Origin of the sequence: Bradyrhizobium sp. CCGB20, from assembly GCF_024199855.1 — a bacterium.
Taxonomy (GTDB): Bacteria; Pseudomonadota; Alphaproteobacteria; order Rhizobiales; family Xanthobacteraceae; genus Bradyrhizobium.
Genome location: NZ_JANADN010000001.1, coordinates 6,648,326 through 6,673,178, shown reverse-complemented (window position 1 = coordinate 6,673,178; position 24,853 = coordinate 6,648,326). Strand labels below are relative to the sequence as shown.

General features: G+C 64.5%; 29 protein-coding genes. 9 read left to right on the top strand and 20 right to left on the bottom strand.

Annotated elements, in window-relative coordinates:
- Positions 1-13 precede the first annotated feature (13 nt).
- Complete coding sequence (gene xoxF5, locus NLM15_RS31330) at positions 14-1,822, bottom strand: lanthanide-dependent methanol dehydrogenase XoxF5 (protein ID WP_254121627.1); 1,809 nt, start codon at positions 1,820-1,822, stop codon at positions 14-16.
- A gap of 517 nt (positions 1,823-2,339) precedes the next feature.
- Between xoxF5 and NLM15_RS31325 the strand changes: the two genes are divergently transcribed.
- Positions 2,340-3,308: a helix-turn-helix domain-containing protein gene (locus NLM15_RS31325; protein ID WP_254121626.1), complete on the top strand. Its 969-nt coding sequence runs from the start codon at positions 2,340-2,342 to the stop codon at positions 3,306-3,308.
- Between the two features lie 45 nt (positions 3,309-3,353).
- Here the strand turns inward: NLM15_RS31325 and NLM15_RS31320 are convergent, their stop codons facing one another.
- The 6 genes from NLM15_RS31320 to NLM15_RS31295 all read right to left on the bottom strand — a co-directional run bounded on the left by NLM15_RS31320 (position 3,354) and on the right by NLM15_RS31295 (position 9,198).
- Entirely contained in the window at positions 3,354-3,779 is a 426-nt protein-coding gene (locus NLM15_RS31320) for a hypothetical protein (protein WP_254121625.1), read from the bottom strand.
- Positions 3,780-3,914: 135 nt separating this feature from the next.
- Positions 3,915-4,904, bottom strand: coding sequence for a tripartite tricarboxylate transporter substrate binding protein (locus NLM15_RS31315; RefSeq protein WP_254121624.1), 990 nt, complete (start codon positions 4,902-4,904; stop codon positions 3,915-3,917).
- A gap of 108 nt (positions 4,905-5,012) precedes the next feature.
- Positions 5,013-6,032, bottom strand: coding sequence for an FUSC family protein (locus NLM15_RS31310; protein WP_254121623.1), 1,020 nt, complete (start codon positions 6,030-6,032; stop codon positions 5,013-5,015).
- A gap of 211 nt (positions 6,033-6,243) precedes the next feature.
- Positions 6,244-7,170, bottom strand: a complete 927-nt coding sequence (locus NLM15_RS31305) for an ABC transporter substrate-binding protein (RefSeq protein WP_254121622.1) — start codon at positions 7,168-7,170, stop codon at positions 6,244-6,246.
- Entirely contained in the window at positions 7,167-7,523 is a 357-nt protein-coding gene (locus NLM15_RS31300) for a cytochrome c (RefSeq protein ID WP_254121621.1), read from the bottom strand. The genes NLM15_RS31305 and NLM15_RS31300 overlap by 4 nt, the downstream gene beginning before the upstream one ends.
- 10 nt (positions 7,524-7,533) lie before the next feature.
- Complete coding sequence (locus NLM15_RS31295; protein ID WP_254121620.1) at positions 7,534-9,198, bottom strand: methanol/ethanol family PQQ-dependent dehydrogenase; 1,665 nt, start codon at positions 9,196-9,198, stop codon at positions 7,534-7,536.
- A gap of 341 nt (positions 9,199-9,539) precedes the next feature.
- Here NLM15_RS31295 and NLM15_RS31290 point away from each other — a divergent pair, with 341 nt between their 5' ends.
- The 4 genes from NLM15_RS31290 to NLM15_RS31275 all read left to right on the top strand — a co-directional run bounded on the left by NLM15_RS31290 (position 9,540) and on the right by NLM15_RS31275 (position 11,491).
- Positions 9,540-9,932 (top strand): EF-hand domain-containing protein, encoded by a 393-nt coding sequence (locus NLM15_RS31290; protein ID WP_254121619.1) that lies wholly within the window; start codon positions 9,540-9,542, stop codon positions 9,930-9,932.
- 171 nt (positions 9,933-10,103) lie between these two features.
- Entirely contained in the window at positions 10,104-10,184 is an 81-nt protein-coding gene (gene pqqA, locus NLM15_RS31285) for a pyrroloquinoline quinone precursor peptide PqqA (protein WP_008562446.1), read from the top strand.
- A gap of 23 nt (positions 10,185-10,207) precedes the next feature.
- Complete coding sequence (locus tag NLM15_RS31280) at positions 10,208-11,113, top strand: hypothetical protein (protein ID WP_254121618.1); 906 nt, start codon at positions 10,208-10,210, stop codon at positions 11,111-11,113.
- A 168-nt stretch (positions 11,114-11,281) separates the two neighbouring features.
- Positions 11,282-11,491, top strand: coding sequence for a hypothetical protein (locus tag NLM15_RS31275; protein WP_212488791.1), 210 nt, complete (start codon positions 11,282-11,284; stop codon positions 11,489-11,491).
- A 10-nt stretch (positions 11,492-11,501) separates the two neighbouring features.
- Here NLM15_RS31275 and NLM15_RS31270 read toward each other — a convergent pair whose 3' ends face one another.
- The 5 genes from NLM15_RS31270 to NLM15_RS31250 are packed head-to-tail and all read right to left on the bottom strand — an operon-like array spanning position 11,502 to position 15,135.
- Positions 11,502-11,849, bottom strand: coding sequence for a hypothetical protein (locus NLM15_RS31270; RefSeq protein ID WP_254121617.1), 348 nt, complete (start codon positions 11,847-11,849; stop codon positions 11,502-11,504).
- A 26-nt stretch (positions 11,850-11,875) separates the two neighbouring features.
- Positions 11,876-12,670, bottom strand: coding sequence for a pentapeptide repeat-containing protein (locus NLM15_RS31265; protein WP_254121616.1), 795 nt, complete (start codon positions 12,668-12,670; stop codon positions 11,876-11,878).
- A 48-nt stretch (positions 12,671-12,718) separates the two neighbouring features.
- Positions 12,719-13,459 (bottom strand): ABC transporter ATP-binding protein, encoded by a 741-nt coding sequence (locus NLM15_RS31260; RefSeq protein WP_254121615.1) that lies wholly within the window; start codon positions 13,457-13,459, stop codon positions 12,719-12,721.
- Positions 13,449-14,186, bottom strand: a complete 738-nt coding sequence (locus NLM15_RS31255; protein WP_254121614.1) for an ABC transporter permease — start codon at positions 14,184-14,186, stop codon at positions 13,449-13,451. Before NLM15_RS31255 ends, NLM15_RS31260 begins: the two co-directional genes overlap by 11 nt.
- 1 nt (position 14,187) lies before the next feature.
- A complete protein-coding gene (locus tag NLM15_RS31250; RefSeq protein ID WP_375166946.1) occupies positions 14,188-15,135 on the bottom strand; it encodes an ABC transporter substrate-binding protein in 948 nt (315 codons plus the stop codon).
- Positions 15,136-15,255: 120 nt separating this feature from the next.
- Between NLM15_RS31250 and NLM15_RS31245 the strand changes: the two genes are divergently transcribed.
- Entirely contained in the window at positions 15,256-15,615 is a 360-nt protein-coding gene (locus tag NLM15_RS31245) for a hypothetical protein (RefSeq protein WP_254121613.1), read from the top strand.
- A 103-nt stretch (positions 15,616-15,718) separates the two neighbouring features.
- Here NLM15_RS31245 and NLM15_RS31240 read toward each other — a convergent pair whose 3' ends face one another.
- On the bottom strand, positions 15,719-16,537 hold the full coding sequence (locus NLM15_RS31240) for a quinoprotein dehydrogenase-associated SoxYZ-like carrier (RefSeq protein ID WP_254121612.1): 819 nt from the start codon (positions 16,535-16,537) through the stop codon (positions 15,719-15,721).
- A 51-nt stretch (positions 16,538-16,588) separates the two neighbouring features.
- Positions 16,589-17,515, bottom strand: a complete 927-nt coding sequence (locus NLM15_RS31235) for a quinoprotein relay system zinc metallohydrolase 2 (RefSeq protein ID WP_254121611.1) — start codon at positions 17,513-17,515, stop codon at positions 16,589-16,591.
- A gap of 132 nt (positions 17,516-17,647) precedes the next feature.
- Here NLM15_RS31235 and NLM15_RS31230 point away from each other — a divergent pair, with 132 nt between their 5' ends.
- Together NLM15_RS31230 and NLM15_RS31225 are read left to right on the top strand one after the other, a co-directional pair.
- On the top strand, positions 17,648-18,529 hold the full coding sequence (locus NLM15_RS31230) for a substrate-binding domain-containing protein (protein ID WP_254121610.1): 882 nt from the start codon (positions 17,648-17,650) through the stop codon (positions 18,527-18,529).
- On the top strand, positions 18,526-19,083 hold the full coding sequence (locus tag NLM15_RS31225; RefSeq protein WP_254121609.1) for a PQQ-dependent catabolism-associated CXXCW motif protein: 558 nt from the start codon (positions 18,526-18,528) through the stop codon (positions 19,081-19,083). The genes NLM15_RS31230 and NLM15_RS31225 overlap by 4 nt, the downstream gene beginning before the upstream one ends.
- A gap of 145 nt (positions 19,084-19,228) precedes the next feature.
- Here the strand turns inward: NLM15_RS31225 and NLM15_RS31220 are convergent, their stop codons facing one another.
- The 6 genes from NLM15_RS31220 to NLM15_RS31195 form a co-directional block, all read right to left on the bottom strand.
- The gene (locus NLM15_RS31220; protein WP_254121608.1) at positions 19,229-19,528 is read right to left on the bottom strand and encodes a copper-binding protein; all 300 of its coding nucleotides are present in this window, start codon (positions 19,526-19,528) and stop codon (positions 19,229-19,231) included.
- 137 nt (positions 19,529-19,665) lie between these two features.
- The gene (locus NLM15_RS31215) at positions 19,666-20,280 is read right to left on the bottom strand and encodes a hypothetical protein (protein ID WP_254121607.1); all 615 of its coding nucleotides are present in this window, start codon (positions 20,278-20,280) and stop codon (positions 19,666-19,668) included.
- Positions 20,277-21,125: an ABC transporter permease gene (locus tag NLM15_RS31210; RefSeq protein WP_254121606.1), complete on the bottom strand. Its 849-nt coding sequence runs from the start codon at positions 21,123-21,125 to the stop codon at positions 20,277-20,279. The genes NLM15_RS31215 and NLM15_RS31210 overlap by 4 nt, the downstream gene beginning before the upstream one ends.
- Positions 21,122-21,928, bottom strand: a complete 807-nt coding sequence (locus tag NLM15_RS31205; protein WP_254121605.1) for an ABC transporter ATP-binding protein — start codon at positions 21,926-21,928, stop codon at positions 21,122-21,124. Before NLM15_RS31205 ends, NLM15_RS31210 begins: the two co-directional genes overlap by 4 nt.
- Positions 21,925-22,893, bottom strand: coding sequence for a YVTN family beta-propeller repeat protein (locus tag NLM15_RS31200; RefSeq protein ID WP_254121604.1), 969 nt, complete (start codon positions 22,891-22,893; stop codon positions 21,925-21,927). Before NLM15_RS31200 ends, NLM15_RS31205 begins: the two co-directional genes overlap by 4 nt.
- Before the next feature lie 22 nt (positions 22,894-22,915).
- Positions 22,916-24,097, bottom strand: coding sequence for an ABC transporter substrate-binding protein (locus NLM15_RS31195; protein WP_254121603.1), 1,182 nt, complete (start codon positions 24,095-24,097; stop codon positions 22,916-22,918).
- A gap of 59 nt (positions 24,098-24,156) precedes the next feature.
- Between NLM15_RS31195 and NLM15_RS31190 the strand changes: the two genes are divergently transcribed.
- The gene (locus NLM15_RS31190; protein ID WP_254121602.1) at positions 24,157-24,729 is read left to right on the top strand and encodes a DUF3280 domain-containing protein; all 573 of its coding nucleotides are present in this window, start codon (positions 24,157-24,159) and stop codon (positions 24,727-24,729) included.
- The last annotated feature ends 124 nt before the right edge of the window (positions 24,730-24,853 follow it).

Here is a 24,853-nt window from a genome sequence, read left to right as displayed (position 1 = left end):
CACGAAGGTGAGGCTAGTTCGCCGGCAGCGAGAACACGGTCAGCGTACCGCCGAGTGCCGTGTAGTTGCTGAGAGCCGCGTAGCCACCGACTGCGCCGAGACCGGCGGTCGGATCGGTCAGACCTGCTGCCAGACCGATGCCGGCCCAGCCGCCCACGCCGGAGAGCACTGCGACATACTGCTTGCCGCCGTTCTCATAGGTCGTGACGTTGCCGATGATGCCGGAGGGAGTCTTGAACTTGTAGAGCTCCTTGCCGGACTTGGCATCGACCGCCTTCAGGTAGCCTTCGAGCGTGCCGTAGAACACCACGCCGCCGGCGGTTGCGAGCGCACCCGACCAGACCGAGAACTGCTCCTTGTTCGACCAGACGATCTTGCCGGTCTTGCCGTCCCAGGCGATGAAGTTACCCATGTGGGTTTCACCCTGCGGCGGATACATCGAGAGCGTCGCACCCACATAGGGCTGGCCCGCGGTGTAGCTCACCTTGAACGGCTCGTAGTCCATGCAGACGTGGTTGGTCGGAACGTAGAACAGCTGCGTGTCCGGCGAGTAGGCTGCCGGCTGCTCGTCCTTGGTACCGAGCGCGGCCGGGCAGATGCCCTTTACGTTGTGGTCTTCGCCGGCCTTGTCGGTCGACGCTGCGTCGAGCACCTTCGGACGGCCATAGGTCGCCGAGTTCTTGTCCATGTCGACGCCGGAGGTCCAGTTCACCTTCGGATCGTACTTTTCGGCGACCAGCAGTTCGCCGTTCTCACGGTCCATCGTGTAGGCGAGGCCGTTACGGTCGAAATGGGTCAGCAACTTGCGCGGCTGGCCGTTGATCTGCTGATCCGAGAGGATCATCTCGTTGACGCCGTCATAGTCCCACTCGTCGTGGGGCGTCATCTGATAGACCCACTTGGCCATGCCGGTGTCCGCGTCGCGCGCGAAAATGGTCATCGACCACTTGTTGTCGCCCGGACGCTGCTTCGGATTCCAGGTCGAGGGGTTGCCCGACCCGTAATACACGAGGTTCAGAGCGGGATCGTAGGACATCCAGCCCCAGGTGCAGCCGCCACCGATCTTCCACTGATCGCCTTGCCAGGTCTTCAGCGAGGAGTCGGCTCCGACCGGCTTGCCGAGCGACGTCGTCTTGGCCGGATCGACCTTGATCTGATCATCCGGACCTTCCGAGAAGGCGCGCCAGACCTGCTTGCCGCTCTTGAGGTCGTAAGCGGTGACGTGGCACTGCACGCCGAACTCGCCGCCGGAGATGCCGACCAGGACCTTGTCCTTGACGACCAGCGCGGCCGACGTACCGGTCTCGCCCTTGGCAGGATTGCCGTTCGTCGACGACCACTCGACCTTGCCGGTCTTGGCGTCGAGCGCGACGAGGTTGGTGTCGGCCTGATGCAGGATGATCTTGCCGTCGCCGTAGGACAGGCCGCGGTTAACCGTATCGCAGCACATCACCGGGATGACGTTCGGATCCTGCTTCGGCTCGTACTTCCAGACGATCTTGTTCTCGTTTGAAAGGTCAATAGCGTAGACCTTGTTCGGGAACGGCGTGTGGACGTACATCATGTTGCCGATGATCAGCGGGCCGCCTTCGTGGCCGCGCAGCACGCCGGTGGAGAAGGTCCAGGCGACCTGGAGCTTGCCTACGTTTTGTGCGTTGATCTGATTCAGCTTGGAATAGCGGGTATTGGCGTAGTCGCCCGCCGGCATCACCCAGTCTTTGGGGTTCTGCGACATCTTGATCAGCTCGTCATTGGCTGACGCGCTGCCGACGGCGAGCATCGCCGCGGAGCCAAGATAGGTCGCCATTAGCACCTTGCGCATAGTCATTCCTCCGTTGGTCTCGTTTTATTGTTTCCGAAGCATTGCTAAATCACCGGGCTTCTCGTCCGGCGTCTGCTCGTGCAGGGCGGTCACGATTGGGACCAGAAACGATGCTGTGCTGTTTCCTCCTCCGGATGAGAGCTACGGGTCCACGTGCAGGAGCGGCCCGTTCTTCTTGTTCCTGTCGCAATCCCTAACGACTTCGTCATCGGGAAACTTGCCCAAGAGAGAAGCCGCTTTGCTCGACAGCGCACGGATGCGAAGATTTTGATTTTGCAGTAGCGAATTCAGCGGCTTCCGCGGGGCTTCGCGACCGGCTTCGACGCTCAGGTTCCCCTTGACGGCGCTGCAACTAAGGCGGAGGATTAACCGTCAAGGGTGGCAATGGAACGATCGCGCTCGTTGCAAAAGACCGCTCAATTTCGAGGTAAACGTCACGCAATCATGGCTGAGGGCTCCGGCAGCGCTGGTCGCGATTCGCGTCGAATCTCCGGATGCAACCACAGTGGCTGGATTAATGTCCGACACAATTCACACGCTCTCGACGACCGGACTGACGCCGAAGCGTCAGATCCAGAGCTGGATCGACGGGCTGACGAGCCTGTGCGGGCATTTCGACGTCGATCCGCTCGAGGCATCCTCGCTCGAAGGCCGCATCGACTACACCAGCGTCTCGCGCCTGAAGCTCTGCCAGATCGAGGTCAGCCAGCATCGCATCGCGCACACGCTGGCGCGCGCCAAGGCCAATGAACACCCGTACATCAAGATTCACTTCCAGACCTACGGCGTGTCCTATTTCGAGCAGGAAGGCCGCCACATCGAGCTGAACCCGGGCGACATCATCGCCTATGACGTCTCCTGTCCGCATTCGATCATCAGCCCCGCCTTCACCCGCCACGACGTGGTGATCGTGCCGAAGGCTTTGCTGCGCGACCGGGGATTCCCGTCGCAGCGGATGCCGGCCTGCAAATTGTCGGCGAAGACCGGGACGGGGAGAATCGCCCACGATTTCGTCCACGCCACCTTCGACGAGGCGGCCAAGCTGTCGGCGAACAGCGCGGTCGGTGTTGCCGATTCGCTGATCGACCTCCTGCTGCTGCCGTTGCGCGAAGCGGACACGATGTTCGATCGCGTCGGGCCCGAGGCGATGTATGTGCGCGCACAATTCTTCATCCGCGAGCATTTGCGCGATCCGGATCTGTGCATCGACCAGATCTCCGCCGAGCTGGGCTGCTCCAAGCGCTATCTGCACATGCTGTTCTCCGAGCGCGGCACCACGGTGAGCGACTACATCTGGCAGGCGCGCTTGCAGAATTGCCGCCAGGAGCTCGAGGCGCACGGCGGCAAGACCATCACCGACGTCGCCTTCTCCTGGGGCTTCTCCAGCTCATCGCACTTCAGCCGCGTGTTCCGGAAATATTTTGGCGTGGTGCCGTCCTCGATCCACAAGGCCCAGCAGGGGACTGCGGCCTCAGGCGAGCATTAGGCGAACGCCGTGCCGCAGCCGACGCAGGCTGCGCGGCGATATTGCTCAGGCCGATATGGCGACGTAGGGAATGCTGGTCACGAGAGCGACGAGCAGCACCGCGTTGCCCAGCATTCCGCTCCAATGCAGCCGCCGCAGTCGACGCGGGGCTTCAGCATCGCCGGCGTCTCTCGCGCTGAGCTGGTCGTCCATCCGTTGCATGAACCAGCGGCGTCCCCAGATGGCCAGGGCTGTGAGCAGGCCGACGCCCGTTGCGGCGACCAGGCGGCCGTCGAGGAGGAAAGCCAGCGTCCCGATCACGCCGGCAATGCGCATCACCAGAAAATGGGCGTTGAACATACCGCGCAATAGCTGGGCGACGGGTTGGATATCGAGCTTCACCAGCAGGAAGGCCGGCGAGGCCAACGTGAAATAGCCCATCGGAAAGAGCAGGATGATCATGACGGCTACGGCGACGCCATCCGGTGTCATGCGAGCGGCCTTTCTCGTTCGCCCCGGAGAGGGCTTCCGGAAGCGGCGCACAATCATAGCGGGAAAATGCGCTTCCGACACTAGGCTTTGGTAGGACGCGGGCTGCGATGGGACAGCCCGTGTGCCGCGTCACGTTCAGGCCGGCTCGAGACCGAGCGACTTTGCGCTCTCGATCCAGATCGGGAGCTCGCGCTGATACAGTGCGTTGGTCTCCTTGAAGCCGATCGCCGGCTCGAGCACGAAGGTCGCGAGCACCTCCTTTACCTTCGGATCGCTGTTGGCGGCAACGCAAAGCTCAGCCAGCCGGTCGACGACCGGCTGCGGCGTCGCCTTCGGCACCGCCCAGCCGGAGAAGCCGCTCACGGTGAAGAATTTTGACGTCGCGCCCTGCTCTGGGAGTGTCTTGATGGCAGGGATCGCGTCCACCTTCTTCGAATGCACGGCGAAGACGGTGCCGCGGTCGCTTTGCAGGACCGATTGCGCCGCCGTGTAGCTGCCCATCGCGGCATCGAGCGTGCCTTCCAGCATCCCCGTCCACATCGGTGCTTCGCCACGGTAGTGAACCGGCTCGATGGAAAGGCCATACTGCTTGTTGAGCTCGTTGATCGTCATGTGCGGGGCCGACCCCGCGCTGTAGGTGCCGAAATTGACCTTGCCGCTCTTGCGCGCGAAGGCGACGAAATCCTCCAGCGTCTTGACGCCGGTCTTGGGGTTCGCGACCAGCAGAAGGCCGGCGCCGGGAATGACGCTCACGAGCGTCAGATCCTTGTCCATGTCGTAGCCGGGATTCTTCATCACCACCCGGTTCATGATGTAGGTGGTCGAGATCGAGCACAGGATGGTGTGGCCGTCGGGCTCCGCGCGGGCGACTTCCGCGGTGCCGATCGCGCCGGAGGCACCGGGCTTGTTCTCGACGACGACGGTCTTGCCGACCTGCTTGGAGATGAATTCGCCATAGGCGCGCGCGAGCAGGTCGGTCTGTCCGCCGGCGGGATAGCTGCAGATCATGCGGATTTGCCGCGAGGGCCAGGTGCTTTGCGCCGAGGCGCCGCGCGCGACGAAGGGCATCGCGAGTGCAGTGGTACCGGCGGCGATGAAGTGGCGGCGATCGAATTTGGCGGACATGATTCCCTCCTGATTTTGGCCGAACCTACTGCATCGGGCTGGCGCTGCCATGGTCGGGAGGCGAGACAGATTGGCGCATTGATCAGGCGGCGCGGCCTTTATTTTCCGTCACCCGGACGAGCGCGGCTTGCGCATGACCCGAAGCCAGACGATCTCGGTCAAGGCGACGGCGATGAGGCCAAAAGTGCCGCCGATCAGCACGTTGACGATGCGCTCCTCCGCGATCCCGCTGGCGCCGCCGGCGAAGGACGCGGCGAGCGCAATAAAGAAGCAGCGCAGGCCGAAGCCGATGACATAGCGTGAGAACGAGATCAGGGTGAGGGTAGCAGCCAGCACCGCGATGGCATAGCCGACGCGGCTTTGCGGCAGGGCAAGGCCCGCGAGGAAGCCGAGCGGCACGCCGACGAAGGCGCCGATCGCCCGCTGTCTCAACTTGCCGGTGGACGCGGAGAGATCGCCGACCACGACGCTCGCGGCCGACCACATCACCCATTGCCCCTGCGCAAGGTCGAGGATCTCGACCAGCGCGGCTGCCGCAAAGACCGCCATGGCGGTTGCTACCGCGGGCAGAAACCACTCGGCCGCGGGCGGTCCGAACGAGGTCGCCGCATTGTCACTTCGCTGCTGGTCGTAAAATTGGATGGCGCAGACGAGCGCCAGCGCGATCGGGGAGGAGGCGATGATCACGCCGGCATGACGGACGGCTTCCGAGGCGCTCACGCCCTCCCGCACCTCGCAGGCGAGATAGACGGCGGGGATAAATACCCAATTGCCAAGCGTGCGGAAATGCTCGCCATAGCGCGTCCCGGCCACAGCAAGGAAGCCGGCGAGCGCCGTCAGCGCCACGAAGGCCGGCTTGATCGGGCTCGCGAGGAACAGCGTAGCGAAGGTAACGATGATGACGAGGTAATGCCACGCGACGACTTTTGGCGGCAGGTGCAGCCTGAGGGCTGGAATGAGCAATGAGACTGCGACCAACCCGAGATTCAACAGCGCCGTCTCGCGCGAGATGAAATAGGCGACGACCATCGGGCCGACGACGATCAGCGCCCGCAGCAGTTCGCCCGTCTTGATCTCGCGGGAGAGAAGATCGCGCAGGCCTGCGGCGGATGCGGTCGGGGAATTCACGGCGCACCGAATGGTCGAAATGAAATGCGGGGCATCATACGGTTCGCGGTGCCGCCAGGCGAATCGATGGTGATGCGCTCCGTTGCCAACCGCACCCTCCGTCATTCCGGGATGCGCGCGCAGCACGCAGGCCCGGAATCCATCGGGCCGCATGTGCTGCGGAGAAATGGATCCCGGGCTCGCCCTGTGGGCGCCCCGCAAATGACAGGCGTCACCGCTGAATGATCTTCATCCAGACATCGCCCAAGATCGCAGGCTCGCGCGGCGGCAAATAGGTGAGGCCGGCCTGCTTGCCGAATTCGGCGATCTTGCCTTCGGCAGCAAGGCCGGTCAGCGCGGAGTTGACGGCGTCGATCAGCGCGGGATCGCTGGCGAGCCCGACATAGCCGCGATTGGCGCCGATCGGATAATAGTAGCCGGAAGAGGTGATCGCCGTATCGGGATGCGCGGCGCGGTGGGCGTCGAAACGGCCGAGGTCGATCAGCGTCGCGTCATAGTCGCCGCGCTGGAGCGCGCCGAGGAGATCGTCGCGGCCGGGGACGAGATGGGTGATGCCGTCGATCAGGCGGCCCTTGTCGAAGGTCATCAGGATGGCATCGCCCAGCGAGCCGCTCTCGATCGCGAGGCGAAGGCCGGCGAGGTCGCCGATGTCGCCGATCTTGCGACCCCGCGCCTTCGGCCCGAGCACGACTGTCATCGGCGAATAAACATAGGGCTGGCTCGGCGCAAGCACGCCGACGGCGACGCGGCGGCGCCGGTCATCGCGCGTGGCCCCGGAGAAATCCGGCAAGCGTGCCGTCTTCATGCCGGGCTTGACGAGGGAATCCGTCGTCAGCGCATAGCCGCCGACCAGCGAGCAGCGCCCGTCGGAGAGCAAGGCGTTGGCCTCGAGCTGCGGACTGGAATCCTCGTCCAGCTTGCTCTCGAACCACTGGATTTTCAGCGGCCTTCCCATCCGCTCCGCGATCGCCTGTGCCAGCAGCACGTCGAAGCCGGAATCCGGCTCGCCTCGCCGATGCACCGAGAGCGGCGGTCGGTCCTCGTCGAGACATACTTTCAGCGGATCGTCGGCCGCGCGGGCGACCGTCGCCGCCGCGAGGATCGCGGCAACGCTCCACGCAGCGAGCCAGCTCCTCATGGCTTTCTCCGGCTGGAGACGAAGGCCCAGAGATCAGCGATCTGGTCGTCGTTGAGGATGTCGGCCCAGGGCGGCATCTTGTTGTTCTTGCCGTTCTTCACGGTGGTGACGAAGCGCGTCTTGTCGTCGGGAAAGGCGCGCAGGTCCGGCGTGATGGTGCCGGAGTTCATCAGATTGGGGCCGTGGCAGTGCGAGCATTTCGAGGCATAGGTCGACTTGCCATGGTCGATCTGCGCCTGAAGGGGATTGCCGGTTGCGTCGTCCGCGGCACGAACGGTCGCCGCAAGCGCGACCGTCAGCACCGCGACGGTGGCGATCGTCGCCACCGTCTTGTGAGATATGTCTTTCCGCATCGCGCCGGGGTTACTGCTTGACCGCAAAAACCCACAGCGAGCCGCCGGGCGGCACCTTGGCAAGCCGCTCGTCGCCGGAGAACAGCGAGTAGACGCCGCCATAGCCGGAGGTGACGGCCACGTATTGCACGCCGTCCTGCTGCCAGGTCACCGGTTGTCCCTCGATGCCGGAGCCGGTCTGGAACTGCCAGAGCTTCTTGCCGGTGTCGGCATCGAAGGCCTCGAACTCGCCGGTCAGCGCGCCCGTGAACACGACGCCGCCCGCGGTCGACAGCACGCCGGAGAAGCGCGGGATGTCGGCCGGCGCCTCCCACTTGGCCTTGCCGGTCATGGGATCGATCGCCTTCAGATGGCCGCGCGCGCCGTCCCCGAACTCCCAGGGATCGGTCAGGTCCATGCCGAGATACCATTCGCCTTGCTTGAAGGTGACGGGCTCCGACTTGTACTTGCCGCCGAAGGCGAGCGTGTTGGCATAGGCCAATCCGGTCTGCGGATTGAACGACATCGGCTCCCAGTTCTTGCCGCCGAGGATCGACGGATAGACGATCACCTTCTTGCCCTCGCGCGCATCCTTGGAAACGTCGGTCTCGATCGGCTTGCCCGTCTTCATGTCGACGCCGGTTGCCCAGTTCACCTTCACGTAGGGATTGGCCGCGAGCAGCTTTCCGTTGGTGCGGTCGAGCACGTAGAAGAAGCCGTTGCGGTTGGCATCCATCAGCACCTTGGTCGGCTTGCCCTCGACGTTCATGTCGGCGAGGACCATCTCGGCCACGGCGTCATAGTCGAACGGGTTGTTCGGCGAGAACTGGTAGTGCCACTTGATCTTGCCGGTCTTGGGATCCATCGCCAGCACGGAGCAGGTGTAGAGGTTGTCGCCGGGGCGCACCGCCGAATTGAACGGGCCGGGATTGCCGATGCCCCAATAGACCGTGTTCAGCTCGGGATCGTACGAGCCCGTAATCCAGGTCGAGCCGCCGCCGAGCTTCCAGGTGTCGCCCTTCCAGGTGTCGCCGCCGGGCTCGTCCGGTGAGGGGATCGAATGGGTGCGCCACAGATGCTTGCCTGTTGCCGGATCCCAGCCGTCGATGAAGCCGCGGGTGCCGAACTCGGCGCCCGAGATGCCGGTGATCACGACACCGTCGGCGACCAGCGGCGCCACCGTCATCGAATAGCCTTCCTTGATGTCGGCGGCTTTCTGCCGCCACAGCTCCTTGCCGTCCTTGGCATCGAGCGCGATCACGTTGGCGTCGAGCGTGGTGCGGAAGACTTTGCCGTCATAGAGCGCGGCGCCGCGGTTGATGATGCCGCAGCAGACGATGCGCGGCGTCTCGGCGGGATACTCGACCTTGGATTTCCAGATCTGCTTGCCCGTCTTGGCATCGACCGCCATGGTGGCGTTGTGGGAGGTCACATAGATGACGCCATTATATACCAGGGGTTGCGATTCCTCGCTGCGATCATCGTTGAAGCTGTAGTTCCAGACCGGGACGAGATTCTTGACGGTGTCCTTGTTGATCTGGTTCAGCGTCGAGAAGCGCTGGAGATTGTAGCCCATCCCGTAATTGAGAACGTTCGATGTATCGGTCGCGCCCTTGACCAGTTGCTCGGTGGTTTGTGCGCTCGCACAAGTCGATGCAAGCATGACGAGGCTCGCGGCCATCGCAAAGCGTTTCATCCGTTCCTCCCAATATGCGCGCCTTTTGACGCTGCGACAGCAACACTCCGCCCGAACGCAAAACTCGTCAATACGAAAGTCGTAATTGCGACGCCGATATGCTGGGCGCCGGATGCCGGTTACCTGACGGAGACCTTACGGGCGGCTCTCACTTGTGCGCAGGCGCTGAAAAAATTCCGCGGCATGAAGCAGCGCCGGCACGGGCTGCCGCGCTCGGGCCGTCGGGTTCCGCGAGTTGTGCGGCGCGCAAGATGCAAGTCCGGACTTGAACCGCGGCTCGCTTGTGGACTTATGTCGTTTCGAACCGGCTCGAATCGGAGCTCTTGGTCAGGGAGGTTTTCATGATATCGCGTCGCTCTGTTGCGCTTGCACTCACGCTTGCACTGCTGTCCGGCCCGGCATGGTCGGCCTCCGGCAACGCCGTAAAGATGTTCGATACCGACAATGACGGCACGCTCGATCTCGCCGAGGTGAAGAAGGCTGCCAGCGCGTTGTTCGCCAGGCTCGATCCCGATCGCGACGGCACGCTCGACGCCCGCGAATTGCGCGGACGGTTAACAGCGAAAGAACTCGCGGCCGCCGATCCCGATCGCGACGGGACTCTCACGCTCGACGAATATCTCGCGGTGGTGGAGCAGCGCTTCAACGCGGCGAATCCCGACAAGGATGGAACGCTGGATGCGAAGGAGCTGAACTCGCGCGCCGGCCGCGCGTTGCTGCGATTGTTGCGGTGAAATCAGTCGCGCTTGACTGGGAGCGAAGACGGTTTGCCCGAGAGAGAAATTCGCGAGCGCGATGCGACAGTTCGCTGTGTCAGCGGTTCGATTCCCCGCTTGCGCTGTGCCTGACGCAGCCCTAGGTTTTGCCCCGCGCGATGTCGCGCTCAATCCCTTGGGAGACCCCGAATGGCTTGGAAAGCTCCGAAGATCGTGGAAGTGCCGGTCGGCATGGAAATCAACATGTACGCCTGCGCTTCGCGCAAGTAAGACTGACGACCTGCCGCGGCCCGATGGCAAACGCCGTCGAAGCCGTGGTAGTGTCAGGGATGCGCGCGAGAGCCCATACATTCTGGACCATAGCTGCCTGCAGCGTCGCGCTTGCACCGGCGTGCGCCAGCGCCGAAGAGGGCTTTGATACCGAGCACATCTTCGGCTTCATGATCGGCACCGATGTCGGCAATCCCGGCGAGCGCGAATTTCAAAGCCAGACCACGGGGCGCTTCGGCAAGGGCGGCGGGACCTATCGCGCCCTGGCGCAGGAGGTCGAGATCGAGGTGGTGCCGTTGCCGAACTTCCGCATCGAGGTCGGCGGTACCGCCACGCTGCACGACATCACCGGCGTCCCCGACATCGACGATCGCCGCCAGTTCAATTTTCAGGGCGCCTCGCTCGACCTGCGCTATCGCCTGCTCGACCGCGAGCGCGCGCCATTCGGACTGACTGTCGCCGCGGAGCTCCATGGCGACCGCATCGACGAGACCAGCGGCGCGAAAGGGCGGATGTACGGCACCGACTTCACGCTCGCCTTCGATCGCGAGCTGATCCCGAACTACGCCATCGCGGCGCTCAATCTGATCTACCAGCCGGAATGGGCTCGCTTCGAGGTCGCGGGCGTGTCGGAAAGGAGCTCGACCGTCGGCGCGGCCTTCGCCGGCATGGTGCGCGTGCGCCCCAATTTGCTGCTCGGCGGGGAGATGCGATACTTCCGGCAATATGACGGCATCGGTCTCGGCGAGTTTTCCGGCCAGGCCTTGTTCATCGGTCCGACCGCGTATTTCCAGCTCTCGGAGAAGTCGCGGCTCACGCTAAGCTGGAGCATGCAGGCCTGGGGACGTCCGGCCGGATCGAGCGCCAATCTCGACCTCGTCAATTTCGAGCGGCACCAGGCGCGATTGGTGTTCGGGGTTAACTTCTAGACCGGGTGTGTTACCGCGACGGAGGTGCATCTTCTCCCCCACGAGGAGAAGGCAGTCAGTGTGTGGCCCACGGTTCCTCCCATTATCTCCCACCAAATTGAAACTTCCCGCTCCGCGAAGCGTAACCTTTCGTGCTAATCTCTATCGCCCTTGCGAGAGGATCCCGGCATGAATCCGATTGACCTGGTGGTGACTGTATGTGCGGTGCTCTCGCCTGCGACCTGCGAGGAGCAGCACCTGGTGTTCAACTATGCGGGGTCGCCGCGGCAATGCGCGATGGCCGCGCCACCCTATATCGCGCAATGGGTCGGCGACCATCCGAAGTGGCAGGCGGTGCGGTGGCGCTGCGAATATCCGCACCCGAACGACAAGGCGTGAAGCGCCCGCGCTACTTGGTGCAGTCTTTCAGATCCTTGTCGGCGATCGAGAACACCGCATCGGCCCTGATCTCGATGTCGCGGACGACGCACTGCCGCGCATTGGGATAGCTGACCTTGGCGTCGTAACGGCCGGGCTCGACGCCGGTAATGCGCAGCCGCTCGTCGTGATCGACCTCCTTGTCCTTGTCGTTCAGGCACTGGTTCGGGCCCCAGTCGGTCTTGCCGGCCGGCGAGAGCTGGAAGCCGGAGATGGTCTCCGTCGTCAAATTCCAGAGCCGGATGCCCTTGCCTTTGCCTTGCGCGGCGGCTTCGCCGGCAAACGCCAGCAACGCGATCAACACCAGAGTCCAACGCATCAAATCGTCCTCCCAAGGCGACGCCGTTATTGCCTGATCAGGCGCTCGCGGTTCTTTGCCTTGTCGAAATTCTTGGCGCGGTCAAGGCCGATCGGTGCAATCAGCCTGGCGGAGGTGAGATCGGCGCCCTCGAAATCGGTGTCGATGACGGTTGCCCCGGTCAGGTCGGCGCCGCCGAGCTGGGCGTTCCGGAGCGACGCCCCGGTCAGGTCGGCTCCCCTGAGGGAGGCAAACTCGAGATCAACGCGCGACAGGTCGGCGTTGCGCGCGTTCAACCGTTCCAGATTGGCCGATCGCAGCACGGCGCGCATCAACCCCATCGACTGGTTGCGCATGTCGGCGCCGAGATGCGCGTCGGCGATCGAGGCGCCGACCAGGCTCGCGCCGCTGAGATCGGCCGCAATGCGCGCGCCGGTGAGATCAGCGCCGTCGAGGCGAGCGCGCGCCATCTGCGCAGCGAACAGGTTGGCGCCCTTCAGGCTTGCCCCCGTGAGATCCGCGTCGAGCAGCCACGCCTGATCGAGGATCGCTCGATCAAGGCGGGCGCCGCCGAGTTTTGTCTTGTTGAGACGTGCCGTGCGAAGCACCACCCCGGAAAGGTCGAGCCCCGAGAGATCGAGTCCCGACAATCGCGTGCCGGTGAAGTCGGCGGGCACGCCGGCGCCCGTTTTGGCCAGCACGGCCTCGACTTCCTGCCGGCTCATTTCAGCGGAGACCATGGCGGGTGAGGTCAGGTCGACGTCACGCATCATGTCCTGAGCGCTCGCCATGGTCGCGACGAGCGCGAAGCCAAGCGTCGTCAGAGCAACGGTTCGTCTCATTGTCAGGCTCCGCTACCGGCCTGTTTAGCACACGCGCCGCGCGGTTGCCTATGAGACATCCCGCCCGGAGCGTTCGCCGCCCTGTTCACCCTGGGCTCGCTGCGCAAGTCCGGCCTTGATCGCGGCGATCGCGGCGTCGTCGCGCGCCTCGCGCGGGATGCCGATGGGGACCTCGGCCAGGATGCGCGCCGGCCGCGGCGACAGGAAGAACAGGCGGTCGCCGAGACGGATCGCATCATCCAGGCTGTGGGTGACGAGCAGCGTCATCACCGGGCGGCTCGCCACCAGCGTCGCGATCTCGTCGCGCAAGCGGCCGGCGAGCGCGTCGTCGAGAGAGGCGAGGGGCTCGTCGAGCACGAGCAGATCGGGCTCGACCGCGAAGGCGCGGGCAAGTGCAACGCGCCGGGCCAGGCCCAGCGACAATTCGCCGGGAAAGTGGCTGCGATGTGCGTCGAGCTCCAGGATCCTGAACAGCTCCGACAGTTTTGCCTCGGAGATATCAGGAGCCGCAAGCCGCACATTCTGCTCGACCGAGCGCCACGGCAACAGCCGCGGCTCCTGGAACACCATCCCGATCCGCGCTTCCGGTGGCCGTGCGACGGTCCCGCGAAAATCGCGGTCGAGCCCGAGGATGATGCGCAGCATCGTGCTCTTGCCGCAGCCGGAGGGGCCGATGAGCACGCCGACCTCGCCGGACTGAAGCGAGAATTTGACCGGCGCCAGCACCTCGTGGGTTTCGCCCGCGACGCTCCGGAACGTCTTGCCCGATATCTCGACCTCAAGCCGCACGGGGCCGCCACCGTGTTGCGCGGGCTTCGAACGGCTGCACCAGCAAGGTTTCGATGACGAGCACGACGGCGGCGAATGTCAGGGAATAGGCGAGCAGCCGCGGCGTGTCGAACAGCTGGAAGGCGACCCCGATCTCGAAGCCGACGCCGTTCGGCCGTCCCAGCAGTTCGGCGACCAGCACGATCTTCCACACCAGCGACAATCCCGAGCGGGCCGAGGCTGCGATATAGGGTGCAAGCTGCGGCAGCACGACATGGCGGAACGCGCGCCAGCGCGGCATCGCGAACACGGTTGCCATCTCGTCGAGCGAACGGTCGAGCGCGCGCGTGCCCTCGCGCAAGGTGACGATGGCGGTTGGCAGCTTGTTGATGGCGATCGCGGCAATTGCGGCGGCCTCGGTCAGCCCGGCCCAGATATAGGCCAGCACGATCACGACCAGTGCCGGCAGGTTCAGGAGTAGGATCAGCCAGGGATCGCAAAGCCGGTCGGCGAGCTTCACCCGTCCCATCAGGTAACCGATGGCGCTGCCGAGCGACATTGCCAGCACGAAGGCAAGCGCGACGCGGGCGAGCGTGGCGCCGAGATGCAGGAACAGCGCGCCGCTCGATGCCTCCGCGATGATGACGTTGAGCACGGCCGGCGGGGAGGGCAGTTTTGCGCCGCCGACGAACAGCGCGGCGGTCCACCAGATCGCGAGAAACAGGGCAAACGACAGAAGACGCGGCACCTCAGTCTCCGGGGACCGCGTGATAGAAGGTGCCGGGATCGAGCTCGGCCGCCGGCCCGACCAGGTCGCGTCCGCCGATTCCGGCGAGCACGCGATAGAGCACGCGCGCATCCGCTTCCTCGTCCGCGATGCTCCGGCGCGGAATGCCGTCGCGATAGCGGTCGCGGTAGGTCTTGAGCATGGCCGGATCGCTCGCGCCGGTGAGCGGCGCGATCTTGTCCCAGGCGGCGTCCGAGGTGACCAGCAACTGCTTGGCCTTGCGGGTCATCGCAATGAAGCGCGCTACCGCATCGCGGTGGCTGGCGGCCCAGCTCTCGTCGAAGACATAACCGACCGCGGATACCGCGCCCTTGGCCCCCAACTTCGGCAAAATGTCCTCGATGCCGGCGAGGCGGCGAAAGCCCTTGGCCTCGAGCTGCGCGCAGAAATTCCAGAAGTTGAGGCTCGCGTCCATCTCGCCGTCGAGCGCCTTGGCGGCGATCAAGGGCGGGGCGCCGTAGACGATGGTCGCGTCCGACTTCAGGTCGACGCCGTCCTGCTTCATCCGCGCCTGAAGCAGCAGCCAGCTCTTGTCGATGGGACCGCCGCCGACGGCGAGCTTTCGCCCCTTGAGATCAGCGAGGGTCTTGATCGGCGAGGCGGCCGGCACCATCACCGCGCCGAGCGCGCTGGAATAGGGGTAGAAGGTGAGCTTGGCGCCGAGCGCACGCTCGCGCGACACCCACAGCCAGTCCGACAGCATGATGTCGGCACTGCCGGCACGGAGCGCGATCTTGCCGGCTTCGGGGCTGGCGAGCTCGGTCACCTCGAGCGAGAGGTCGGCCTCCTTGTCGAGACCGGCGCCGCGGATCGTGGCCAGTTCCCAGGAGAATGTTCCGGTCTTCTGCACCGCAAGGCGAATATTGTCTGCGGCGCGGCCGCTTGTGGCCAGCGTCAGCGCCAGCGTCATCGCGAGCGCCAATGTTCGTCCCAAAACTCTCATCACCTTGTGAGCCGTTTCCTCGAAGGGAGTGCTTTTCAGGACAATACGCATAGCATAGCTTTCGTCGCAACCAGCGGGAGGATGCTCATGAATCTGGCGGGACAGCTACGACCGATTGTCGCCGCATTGGCGGTGCTGACAGCGACCGTGTGCGCCGCGCGCGCCGAGGACGCCAATGATTACCCGACCTCGGCACGTGCCGAGTACGTCTATGGCTGCATGAAGGCCAATGGCGAAAGCCGGCAATCGATCGAGCAGTGCTCATGCTCGATCGACGTCGTCGCGTCGATCGTGTCCTATGACCGCTACGTCACCGCCGAGACCGCGCTCAGCATGTCCCAGGTGCGCGGCAATCTCGGTGTCCAGTTCCGGACGTCCGAGCAGGCGAACACGGCCGTGAATGATTTGCGCCGCGCGCAGGCGGAGGCCGAGGTGAGGTGTTTCTGAGTTAGCACCGTCATTCCGGGGCGATGCGAAGCATCGAACCCGGAATCTCGAGATTCCGGGTTCGGTCCTGCGGACCGCCCCGGAATGACAGCGAGAGACGCGGCTACGTCCCCGGCTTCTCCACATCCCATTCATTGCGGAAGATGTGGCCATCCGTATCCTTCGCCTCCGCACGGAAACGCTTGGCGCCGTTGGAGACATAGGTGAAGCGCAGATTGGGATCTTCCGAGATCGAGATGCCGCCTTCCATCGACAGCACTGGGCTGTCGTCTTGCGTCAGCTTCAGCTGGTCGACAAAGAAGGCGGGGATGTAGAGCTGCGTGACCTGGTCCATCTGGAGCCCGGAATTGTTGGGATGGCCGATCATGATCTGCGCTTCGCGGACGCGGCTCGCCGGCGCTTCCTCGCGCGCGAACTGCCGGTAGCGCATCTGGCCAAGGCGATTTTTGGCTTCCTCGATGTTCTTTCCTGCCGGTGCCGAGCAGCCGCCGGAGGCCTTCACATAGACTTTCGAGACATAGAGCTGGCCGTCGCTGAGCTCGGCGACGGCGTGGACGTCGGTGTAGTTGTTGACGCGCACGCGCGTGGAGATCTCAGTGACGTTGGCATCCGCGCCGAGCTCGAATCTCGCCGCCATTGGTGCGGGGTTGCGGTCGATCACGAGCGTGATCGAGCGGATGCGCCTGCTGTCGCCTGGCGATAGCTTGCTGCGCAGGGTCACCGGCACGATGGCGGCGTCCTCGGCGCGATAGGGCATCTCGATGCCGATGACGGCGCTGCCGTCATTCATCGGACGGTTGCTGAAGATGTCCTGCACCAGGCCCGGCCAGGGATCATCGGCCTCTTCGGCAGTCGCCGGCACGGCGAAGGCGATGCCAAGGAGTAGGGCGATCAAGCTCAGGTGGCGCGTGCATCCGATCATGGTCAGGGTCCTGTGCGGACGAAGCAATGTTCGGCCATCGTAGCGCGCCCGCTACTCCCAATCAATTTCCGAGAATGCTGCGGTTGCGTTGCGGGCGTTGTAGTCGTCGAACAGCTGCCAGTGCGGCCGCTCCGACGCGGCCGCCTTGTCCGCGGCGGCCCGGATCGGCTCGCCCTTCTTGTTCAGTGCGCGGACGTCGGACAGAAGTGTCGACAGATAACGTCGTTCATCGGCCAGCGCGGCAGGCCAGTCGCTCACGGGTCCGTGACCCGGAACGACGCGTAGCGCCGGGATGGCCTCCAACCCTCTCAGCGTTTCGAGCCAGCCGCGGATGCTGCCGTCCATGACCGGAATGTGGCGGAGAAAGACGAGGTCGCCGGCGAACAGCGTCTTGCTCGTCTCGTCGAACACCGTCAGATCGTTGTCGCTGTGCCCGGCCGGCCATGCGCGCAAGGTCAAGCGGCGCGCGCCGAGATCGAGTGTCAGCGTGTCTGACACGAGCATTGTGGGTGGCACGATCTTCACTGGATCGATCAGCTCGCTGCCTATGATGCGCCTGAAATTGTCGAGATAATACGGCCCACGGCTCGCCATCGCCTGCGGCAGCTTGCTGTGGCCGACGAAGCTGGTTCCCTCCGCGACAAAGGCCGCGTTGCCGAAGACATGGTCGGGATGGCCGTGGGTGTTGATGACGTAGCGGATCGGCTTGGAGGTGCGAGCCCGCACCGCCGCCAGCAGCGCCTCGCCCTCGCGGAGGCTGCCGCCGGTGTCGATCACGGCCACCGCGTCCTCGCCGACGATGAAGCCGACATTGGCGATGTCCCCTTCGTTCTCGCGGGTCATGAGCGCGATGGTCCCGGAGTGTACGAAGATTCCCGGTGCGACTTCGCTCACAGGCAATTCGGCCGCTCGGGCACGTGCTAGCGTCGCTGTCCCCAGCAGGGACAAGGCTGCGATCACGAGAGCGATGCGAGACACTTTTCCGCCTCAGTTCAAAGGGTTGACCGCATTGCACTGCAGCAAAGTCAACAAGCCAGCACAAAGTTTGGCAAGACATGGCGCGTCATGCGTTGCATGGCTAGCATTCAAACGAACCGAGGAGGAAGCGCGATGACGGAGGCCGGACGATATCGTCGCTGGTTGTTTTCAATGTGGGTCCTGGCTGCATCCTGCGCGCTCGGCGACGTCGCCATCGCGCAGACCAGCGAGACCGGCGACCTCTCGTTCGAGCTGGTCGACCCAAAGGTGCTGCGCGTCTGCGCCGACCCGCGCAATCTGCCTTTCTCCAATGAAAAGGGCGAGGGGTTCGAGAACAAGCTCGCCGAGCTGCTCGCGGACAAGCTCCAGAAGAAACTCGACTACGTCTTCTTCCCGCAGGCCACCGGCTTCGTGCGCATGACGCTGGGCGCGCATCGCTGCGACGTCATCATGGGATTTCCGCAAGGCGATGACCTCGTGCAGGGCACCAATCCCTATTACCGCACGAGCTATGCGCTCGTTGCCAAGACCGGCAGCGGGCTCGAGGACGTCGATACGCTCGAGGACGCGCGCCTGAAGGGCAAGCATGTCGGCATCGTCGCCGGCACGCCGCCGGCGACCAACATGGCGCTGGCCGGTCTGATGGGCGATGCAAAACCCTATCCGCTGATGATCGACACGCGCTTCGACAATTCGGCGCAGGCGATGGTCGACGATCTCGTCGCCGGCAAGATCGACGCCGGCGTGTTGTGGGGACCGATGGCCGGGTATTATGCGAAGAAGGCCGGCTCGATTCACGTCACGCCGCTGGTGAAGGAAACCAGCGGGCCGAAGCTGGTCTATCGCATCGGCATGGGCGTGCGTCCCGCCGACCAGAACTGGAAGCGGCAGCTCAACAAGCTGATCCAGGAGAACCAGGGCGAGATCAACAAGATCCTGCTCGACTTCGGCGTGCCGCTGCTCGACGAGAGCGACCGGCCGCTCGGTGCGGAGACGGCCAAGAAGACGCCATGAGGCGACAGCTTGCCGTCGCGCTGCTCGCCGCCAGTCTGGCGGCGCCGGCGTTGGCGCAGCAGCAGGAGCCGTTCGAGCCGGAGGGGTATCGCACCGACAATTACCGCGCGCCGGTGCCGGCGACGCTCGCCGGAGCGCGCGTGCTGACGACTGGAGAGGCCGAAGCGATCTGGCGTGCGAAGAGCGGCGCGTTCATCGACGTGCTGCCACGCGCGCCGAAGCCGAAGAACCTTCCCGAAGGCACCGTCTGGCGCGATACGCCGCGGAAAAACATTCCGGGCAGCATCTGGCTGCCTGACACCGGCTACGGCGCGCTGCCGCCCGCCATGGACGATTATTTCCAGCGCGGCCTCGCGCAGGCGTCGCGCGGCGACAAGACCGCGTTGCTCGTGATCTATTGCCTGGCCGATTGCTGGATGTCGTGGAACGCCGCCAAGCGCGCATTGGCGTATGGTTATGCCAACGTCGCCTGGTACCCCGACGGCACCGACGGCTGGGAGCGTGCGAAGCTCCCGACGGATGAGGCGCAGCCGGAGCCGCGGCCCGAGCAGTAGGCAAACTGCGCGAGTAGCCTCGTGGTTCGAGACGACCGCTTCGCGGTCTCCTCACCATGAGGGGCTGACATCTCGCCGAAACCAGACCTCATCCTGAGGAGCCCGCCGAAGGCGGGCGTCTCGAAGGATGGCCACAAAGAGACTGCTACTGCTTCTGCAACTTCGTCAGCGTGCCCGTGCCGTTGGTGTCGGTTGCCGAGTACGTCACCCTGTCGCCGGCGTGCACGGCATCCAGCATCGCGGCGTCCTTGGCCTTGTACTCCTGAAGCGCGCCGGCGCCGCCTGCGCTGGCGCCGACCGTGCCCTTCTGTGTCTGCTGGATCGAGATCGTGCTGTTGAGCCGGTCGATTCTGGTGACCATTCCGGTCATGTCGTCAGCAAAAGCAGCGGATGCGAGCGTGCTGATGGCTGCAACGCTCGCGAAGATGAATTTTGTTGTTCCCATCGAGGCCTCCCGACGTCCTGGAGTTCACTTCGACAAGCCACCTTAAATGGATTTGGTTCCGGCAGATAGCACGGCAAAAGGTTAACAATCCCGAGGCGATGGCGGGAACTTTTCGTGAGCCGTCAGCGGGCCTGACGCTATTCCATTTCCTGTTGGATGACGCGGCCGAGCGCGAACAGGCGCTGGTCGATCGTGGTTGGAACCTCGCAGACGAACCTTACCACCTTGTGACGGTCCTCGAAGATGCGGGTCTTCCAGATCAGCTCGTTGCTGAGCGCCTCGACCTTGGCTTCGTCGCGCGGTGTTGCGCCCTGCAGCGCCTGGAGCTGAATCGTCTCCTCGCGAATCTTGTCGGCGGCCTCACGCTGCTTGCGGCTGACGCGTTCGAGGCCGCTCATTACCTGCGAACGCTGAGCGTTGAGCGTGTCAAACAGGCCGGCGAACAGCAATTTGGCATTCGCGGTCTTGTCGGAGGCGGAGCCGGCCAGAAATTCCTTCACGGACTTCTCGGCCTCATCCAGTGGCGTCTTGCGCGCCGACAGCTTTGAGACCAGCGCGGTGACCTTGGCATCGTCCTTCCATTTGGTCTCGGCGTCGCCGAGTTCCGGGCCGGCCCAGACCGCGGCGAGCGAAATCACGGGCACCTTTGCCTGCGTGCACGGCCAGTCCGGATAGCGCGGATCGGCTGCACGCGCGGTCGTGCTCGCAAGAGCAAGCGCCAGAGCGGTCATAGCCAGAATCCGAACCTTCATCCTTCGCCTCCCGCAGGGCCCCGTCGCGCCAGCCCGCGCGAGGGATCATAGGCCAGAATGGCGCCGATCATGAAGACGATTGTGCAGGCCGCCACCACCGCCAGCGAGATCCAGTTGATCTGCCCGTAGAGTGCAAAACGGATCAGCTCGACCGCGTGGGTGAACGGGTTGGCCTCGCAGAGATAGTAGAGGTAGGGGCTGCCCTCCTGCACCCGCCAGAGCGGGTAGAGCGCGGAGGAGGCGAAGAACATCGGGAAGATCACGAAGTTCATCACGCCGGCGAAACTCTCGAGCTGCTTGATGCCGGAGGAGATCAGCATGCCGAGTGAGCCCAGCATCAGTCCGGACAGGATCAGCGCCGGCAGCACGGTGAGATAGCCCGATGGCGGCGGGGTGATGTCCCAGAACCACGCGATCAGCAGGAACGCATAGACCTGGAGCAGCGACACGGCGGTGCCCGCCAGCAGCTTGCAGAACAGGAGGAACCCGCGCGGCAGCGGGCTCACCAGCAGCGTCCGCATATTGCCCATCTCGCGGTCATAGACCATCGAAAGCGAGGACTGCATGCCGTTGAAGAGCTGGATCATCGCCATCAGCCCGGGCGCGATATAGACCTCGTAGAGGATGTAGGTCTCGTAGGGCGGGATGATGGAGATGCCCAGCACCTGACGGAAGCCGGCGGCGAAGATGAATAGCCACACCAGCGGCCGAACCAGCGCCGAGACGAAGCGCTCGCGCTGATGCAGGAAGCGCAGGCCCTCGCGCCAGACGATGCCGGTGAGGCAGGTCATGTATTCCGCGGTCGAGAAACCGCGCGGTGTATCCCGCGTCGTGATGCTGCTCATGCGCCTCCTCCCGGCATCGTTTGCGCACCGGTCAGGCGCATGAAGGCGGTGTTGACGTCCTGCGCGCCCGCCTCGGTAATGACGCGGCTCATCGGCCCCTGCGCCAGTACCTTGCCCTGGTGCAGCACCACGAGTTCGTCGCCGGGCATGATCTCGTCGAACAGATGCGTGGCCCAGAGCACGCCGATGCCTTGCTCGGTCACGAGCTGGCGGACATGGCTGATGATGTCGGCGCGCGCCTTGACGTCGAGGCCGACGGTCGGCTCGTCCAGCAGGAGCAGCCGCGGCCGGTGCAGCAGCGCCCGGGCGATCTCCAGTCGCCGCATCTGGCCGCCCGAGAGGTCGCGCACCTTGCTGCCGGCGCGCTCCGAGAGCCCGATGCGGCCGAGCAGTTCGGCGCTGCGGGCGGCGGCCTCGCGCCGGCTGATGCCGTGCAGCGCGGCGTGATAGAGCAGGTTCTGGGTCAGCGACAGGTCGAGATCGAGCGTGCGCGGCTGGAACACGACGCCGAGCAGCCGCAGCGCCTCGCCGGGGCTCTTGCTGATGTCGTGGCCGAAAATGCCGACGCGGCCGCTCTGGATGCCGAACAGGCGCGTGACGAGCGAGAACAGCGTGCTCTTGCCCGCGCCGTTGAGGCCGAGCAGGGCGGTGAAGCTCGCGGGCTGCACATTGAAGGAGACGTCCATCAGCGCCCGGCGCGGCCCGTAAGCGTGGCTGACACCGCCGATCGACAGCGCCGGCACCGCGGCCGGATCAGTCCGTGGCGTCTCGCGCTGTTCGGCGATGGGGGCAGGGCTGGTCATGGCGCGATCGTGATACCCCAGGGCAGTTCGCCCACCTGAATGGTCTTGATCACTTTTTGCGCGGCGACGTCGATGACGGAAACATCGTTCGACACGCCGTTGGTGGTGAGCAGGTATTTCTCGTCCGGCGTGAACGCCATGTGCCAGACCCGTTGTCCGACCAGCAAATACTTCGTCACCTTGCGCGAGGCGACGTCGACCACGGCGACGCGGTTGGCCGGGCCGAGCGCGACGAAGGCGGTCTTGTCGTCCTTGGTCATGCCGATGCCGACCGGCTGGATCGCCTCTTTCCGTAGGCCCGGAATCTCGAACATGACCTTGCCGACTACCTCATGCTTTTTGGGATCGATGATCGAGACGGTGCCGCCGATCTCCGAGGACACCCACAGCTCTGAACTATCATGCTTGAACTCGGCAAAGCGCGGCCGCGCATCGACCAGCACGTTGGCGACGATCTGGCGCGAGGCGGTGTCGATGAAATGCGCCATGTTGGTCGTCTCGGACGTGTTGATCAGGGTCTTGCCATCCGGGCTGATGGTCATGCCCTCGGGCTCGACGCCGACCTGGATGTCGCCGAGGCGAGCGCGCTTCTCCAGGTCGATCACGGTGACCGTGTTGTCGTTCTCGTTGGCGACATAGAGGATCTTTCCGGCCGCATCCTGCGCGAACAATTCCGGGTCGGGGCCGGAGGGCAGGCTGTCCACAACGGCTTGGGTCTTGGCGTCGATGACCTGGATGGTGTCGTCGTCGCCGACCGCGACCATCACGAACTTGCCGTCGCGGGCGAAATCGATGCCGCGCGGGCGCTGGCCGACCTTGATGGTCTTGGTCACGGTCCAGCTGTCGGTGTCGATCACCGACACCGTGTTGCTCTTCTCGTTCGAGACATAGGCGATGAACGCATGCGCGGGCGCCGCCGCGAGCGCCAGTCCGGAGAGGAGCCCAACACGCCATGTGCGCAACATCCAAGTCCTCACTTTAATGTCCTCATTTCAACTTGCATTTGCTCTCCGGGCGATCGTAGCCGAGCGTGTCGAGCTCGGAGACCTGGTGCAGGAATCCTTCCTGCGGCGACACCGACACCACCATGCGGCCGTCGACCAGCAGGATCGGCTGGCGCAGCTGGAGATTCCAGTCGCGCAGGGTCAGCCGGGTGCCCTTGAAGGCGGCGACCGAGAAATCCGGGCCCTTGATGAAGTCGGTCACCTTCTTGACGTCGCCGGAATTGGTGCGCGAGGTCGCCTCGCCGATCATGCGCACGGCCGTCCAGGCCTGCATGTCGAGAGCGGTCATGCGCCGCGAGTTCAGCTTGACGAAGCGGTTCTGCATCTGGATCGCGCCCCACTGGTCCTGCGAGGCATCCCAGCTCTTCGGCACGAGGCCGGCCGAGCCCGCGACCGGGCGGGGATCCCAGGTGCGATAGGGCAGGTAGGCGCCGAACACCTCGCTCTCGTCGGCGGCGACGAGAACATCGTAGGCCGGCGCGCCTTGCGTGAACACCGGCATCTGGCGCTGGATCAGCGTCACGCCGCTATCGGTGCGCCGCGCGCCGCCCTTGTCCTCGAAGGTCTTCTCCTGCACGACCTTGGCGCCGAACCGGGTGGCGGCGCGCTTTAGTGCGTCCGCGAACAGCTTGTCCTCGTCATGCGAGCCGACCACCAGCAGCCAGCGTGACCATTTCTTCCACACCAGGTACTGGCCGAGTGCATCGGCGAGCATCGCCCGCGTCGGCGCGGTGTGGATGACATTGGCGCGGCAATCGGCCTCGCGCAGCCGCTCGTCGATCGCGCCGGCGTTGAACACCAGCGTGCCGCGGTCGCGCAGCGCGTCCGAGACTTTCAGCAGCGCATCGGCCGGCAGATCGGCGATGATGAAGCCGTTCTTGTCGGCCAGCGCGGTCGCAGCCTGGACGACGTCTTCGCCCTCCTTGATCCGGCGTTCCTCCAGCGTGAAGCGCTGGCCCGTGAATTTCCCGGTGGTGTTGTTGTCCTCGATGGCGAGGCGCGCGCCGGCGACGCCGTCATTGTCCGCGGGCTGCTCTACCAGCGACAGCGTCGATCTGGTGCCGGCGATTCCGAGATAGCCGACGCCGATCTGGGCAGGCTCCGCCGCGAGCGCGCTCGTCGCGGCAAGACCCAAGCCGATCAGGCCGACCAACCATCGGATCATGTTTCCTCCAGATGTTCTCCCTGGCTTGACCGCCGGTGGAGAATTGTCTCTGCTAAAGCATGACCGATTTGGCCCGGCTTGCAACCCCGCATTTCGTCCCCGCGCGCGCGAGGCCCGGAATCACGATCATGCGAGCGCTGCTGTGTTTCGCGGCTTTGCTGTTGACGGGTTCGGTCGCGCGCGCCGATCCGCCGAAGCTGGTGGTGTTCGATTTCGAGCTGATCGACACCAGCCTGCCCGGCGAGTTCTACGGCTCCAAGCCGGAGGAGGCGCGGCTCGAGCGCATCAGCGAGCAGCTGCGCAAGGAACTGACTGCGTCGGGAAGGTTCCAGCTGCTCGATATCGCGCCGGTCAGGGATGCCGCCCGTCACGCCAATCTTCAGGCCTGCGGCGGCTGCGACCTCAAGCTTGCCGGGCAGCTGGGTGCCGACTTGGAGATCACCGGCATGGTGCAGAAGGTTTCGAACCTGATCATCAACCTCAACATCTATCTGCGCGACGTGAAGACCGGCAACATGATCGCCGCCGCCAGCGCCGACATGCGCGGCAACACGGACGAATCCTGGTCGCGCACGATGAGCTATCTGATCCGCAACCGATTGCTGGCGCCGAATTACGGCAAGCCGGAGTAGATTCTTCTCTCCGCGCGCGTCACTGCACCCTCTCCCCTTGTGGGAGAGGGTGGCTCGCCGCTTTAGCGGCGAGACGGGTGAGGGGTATTTATCCGCGCGCACTTTCACGCAGTTGAATGCGCGG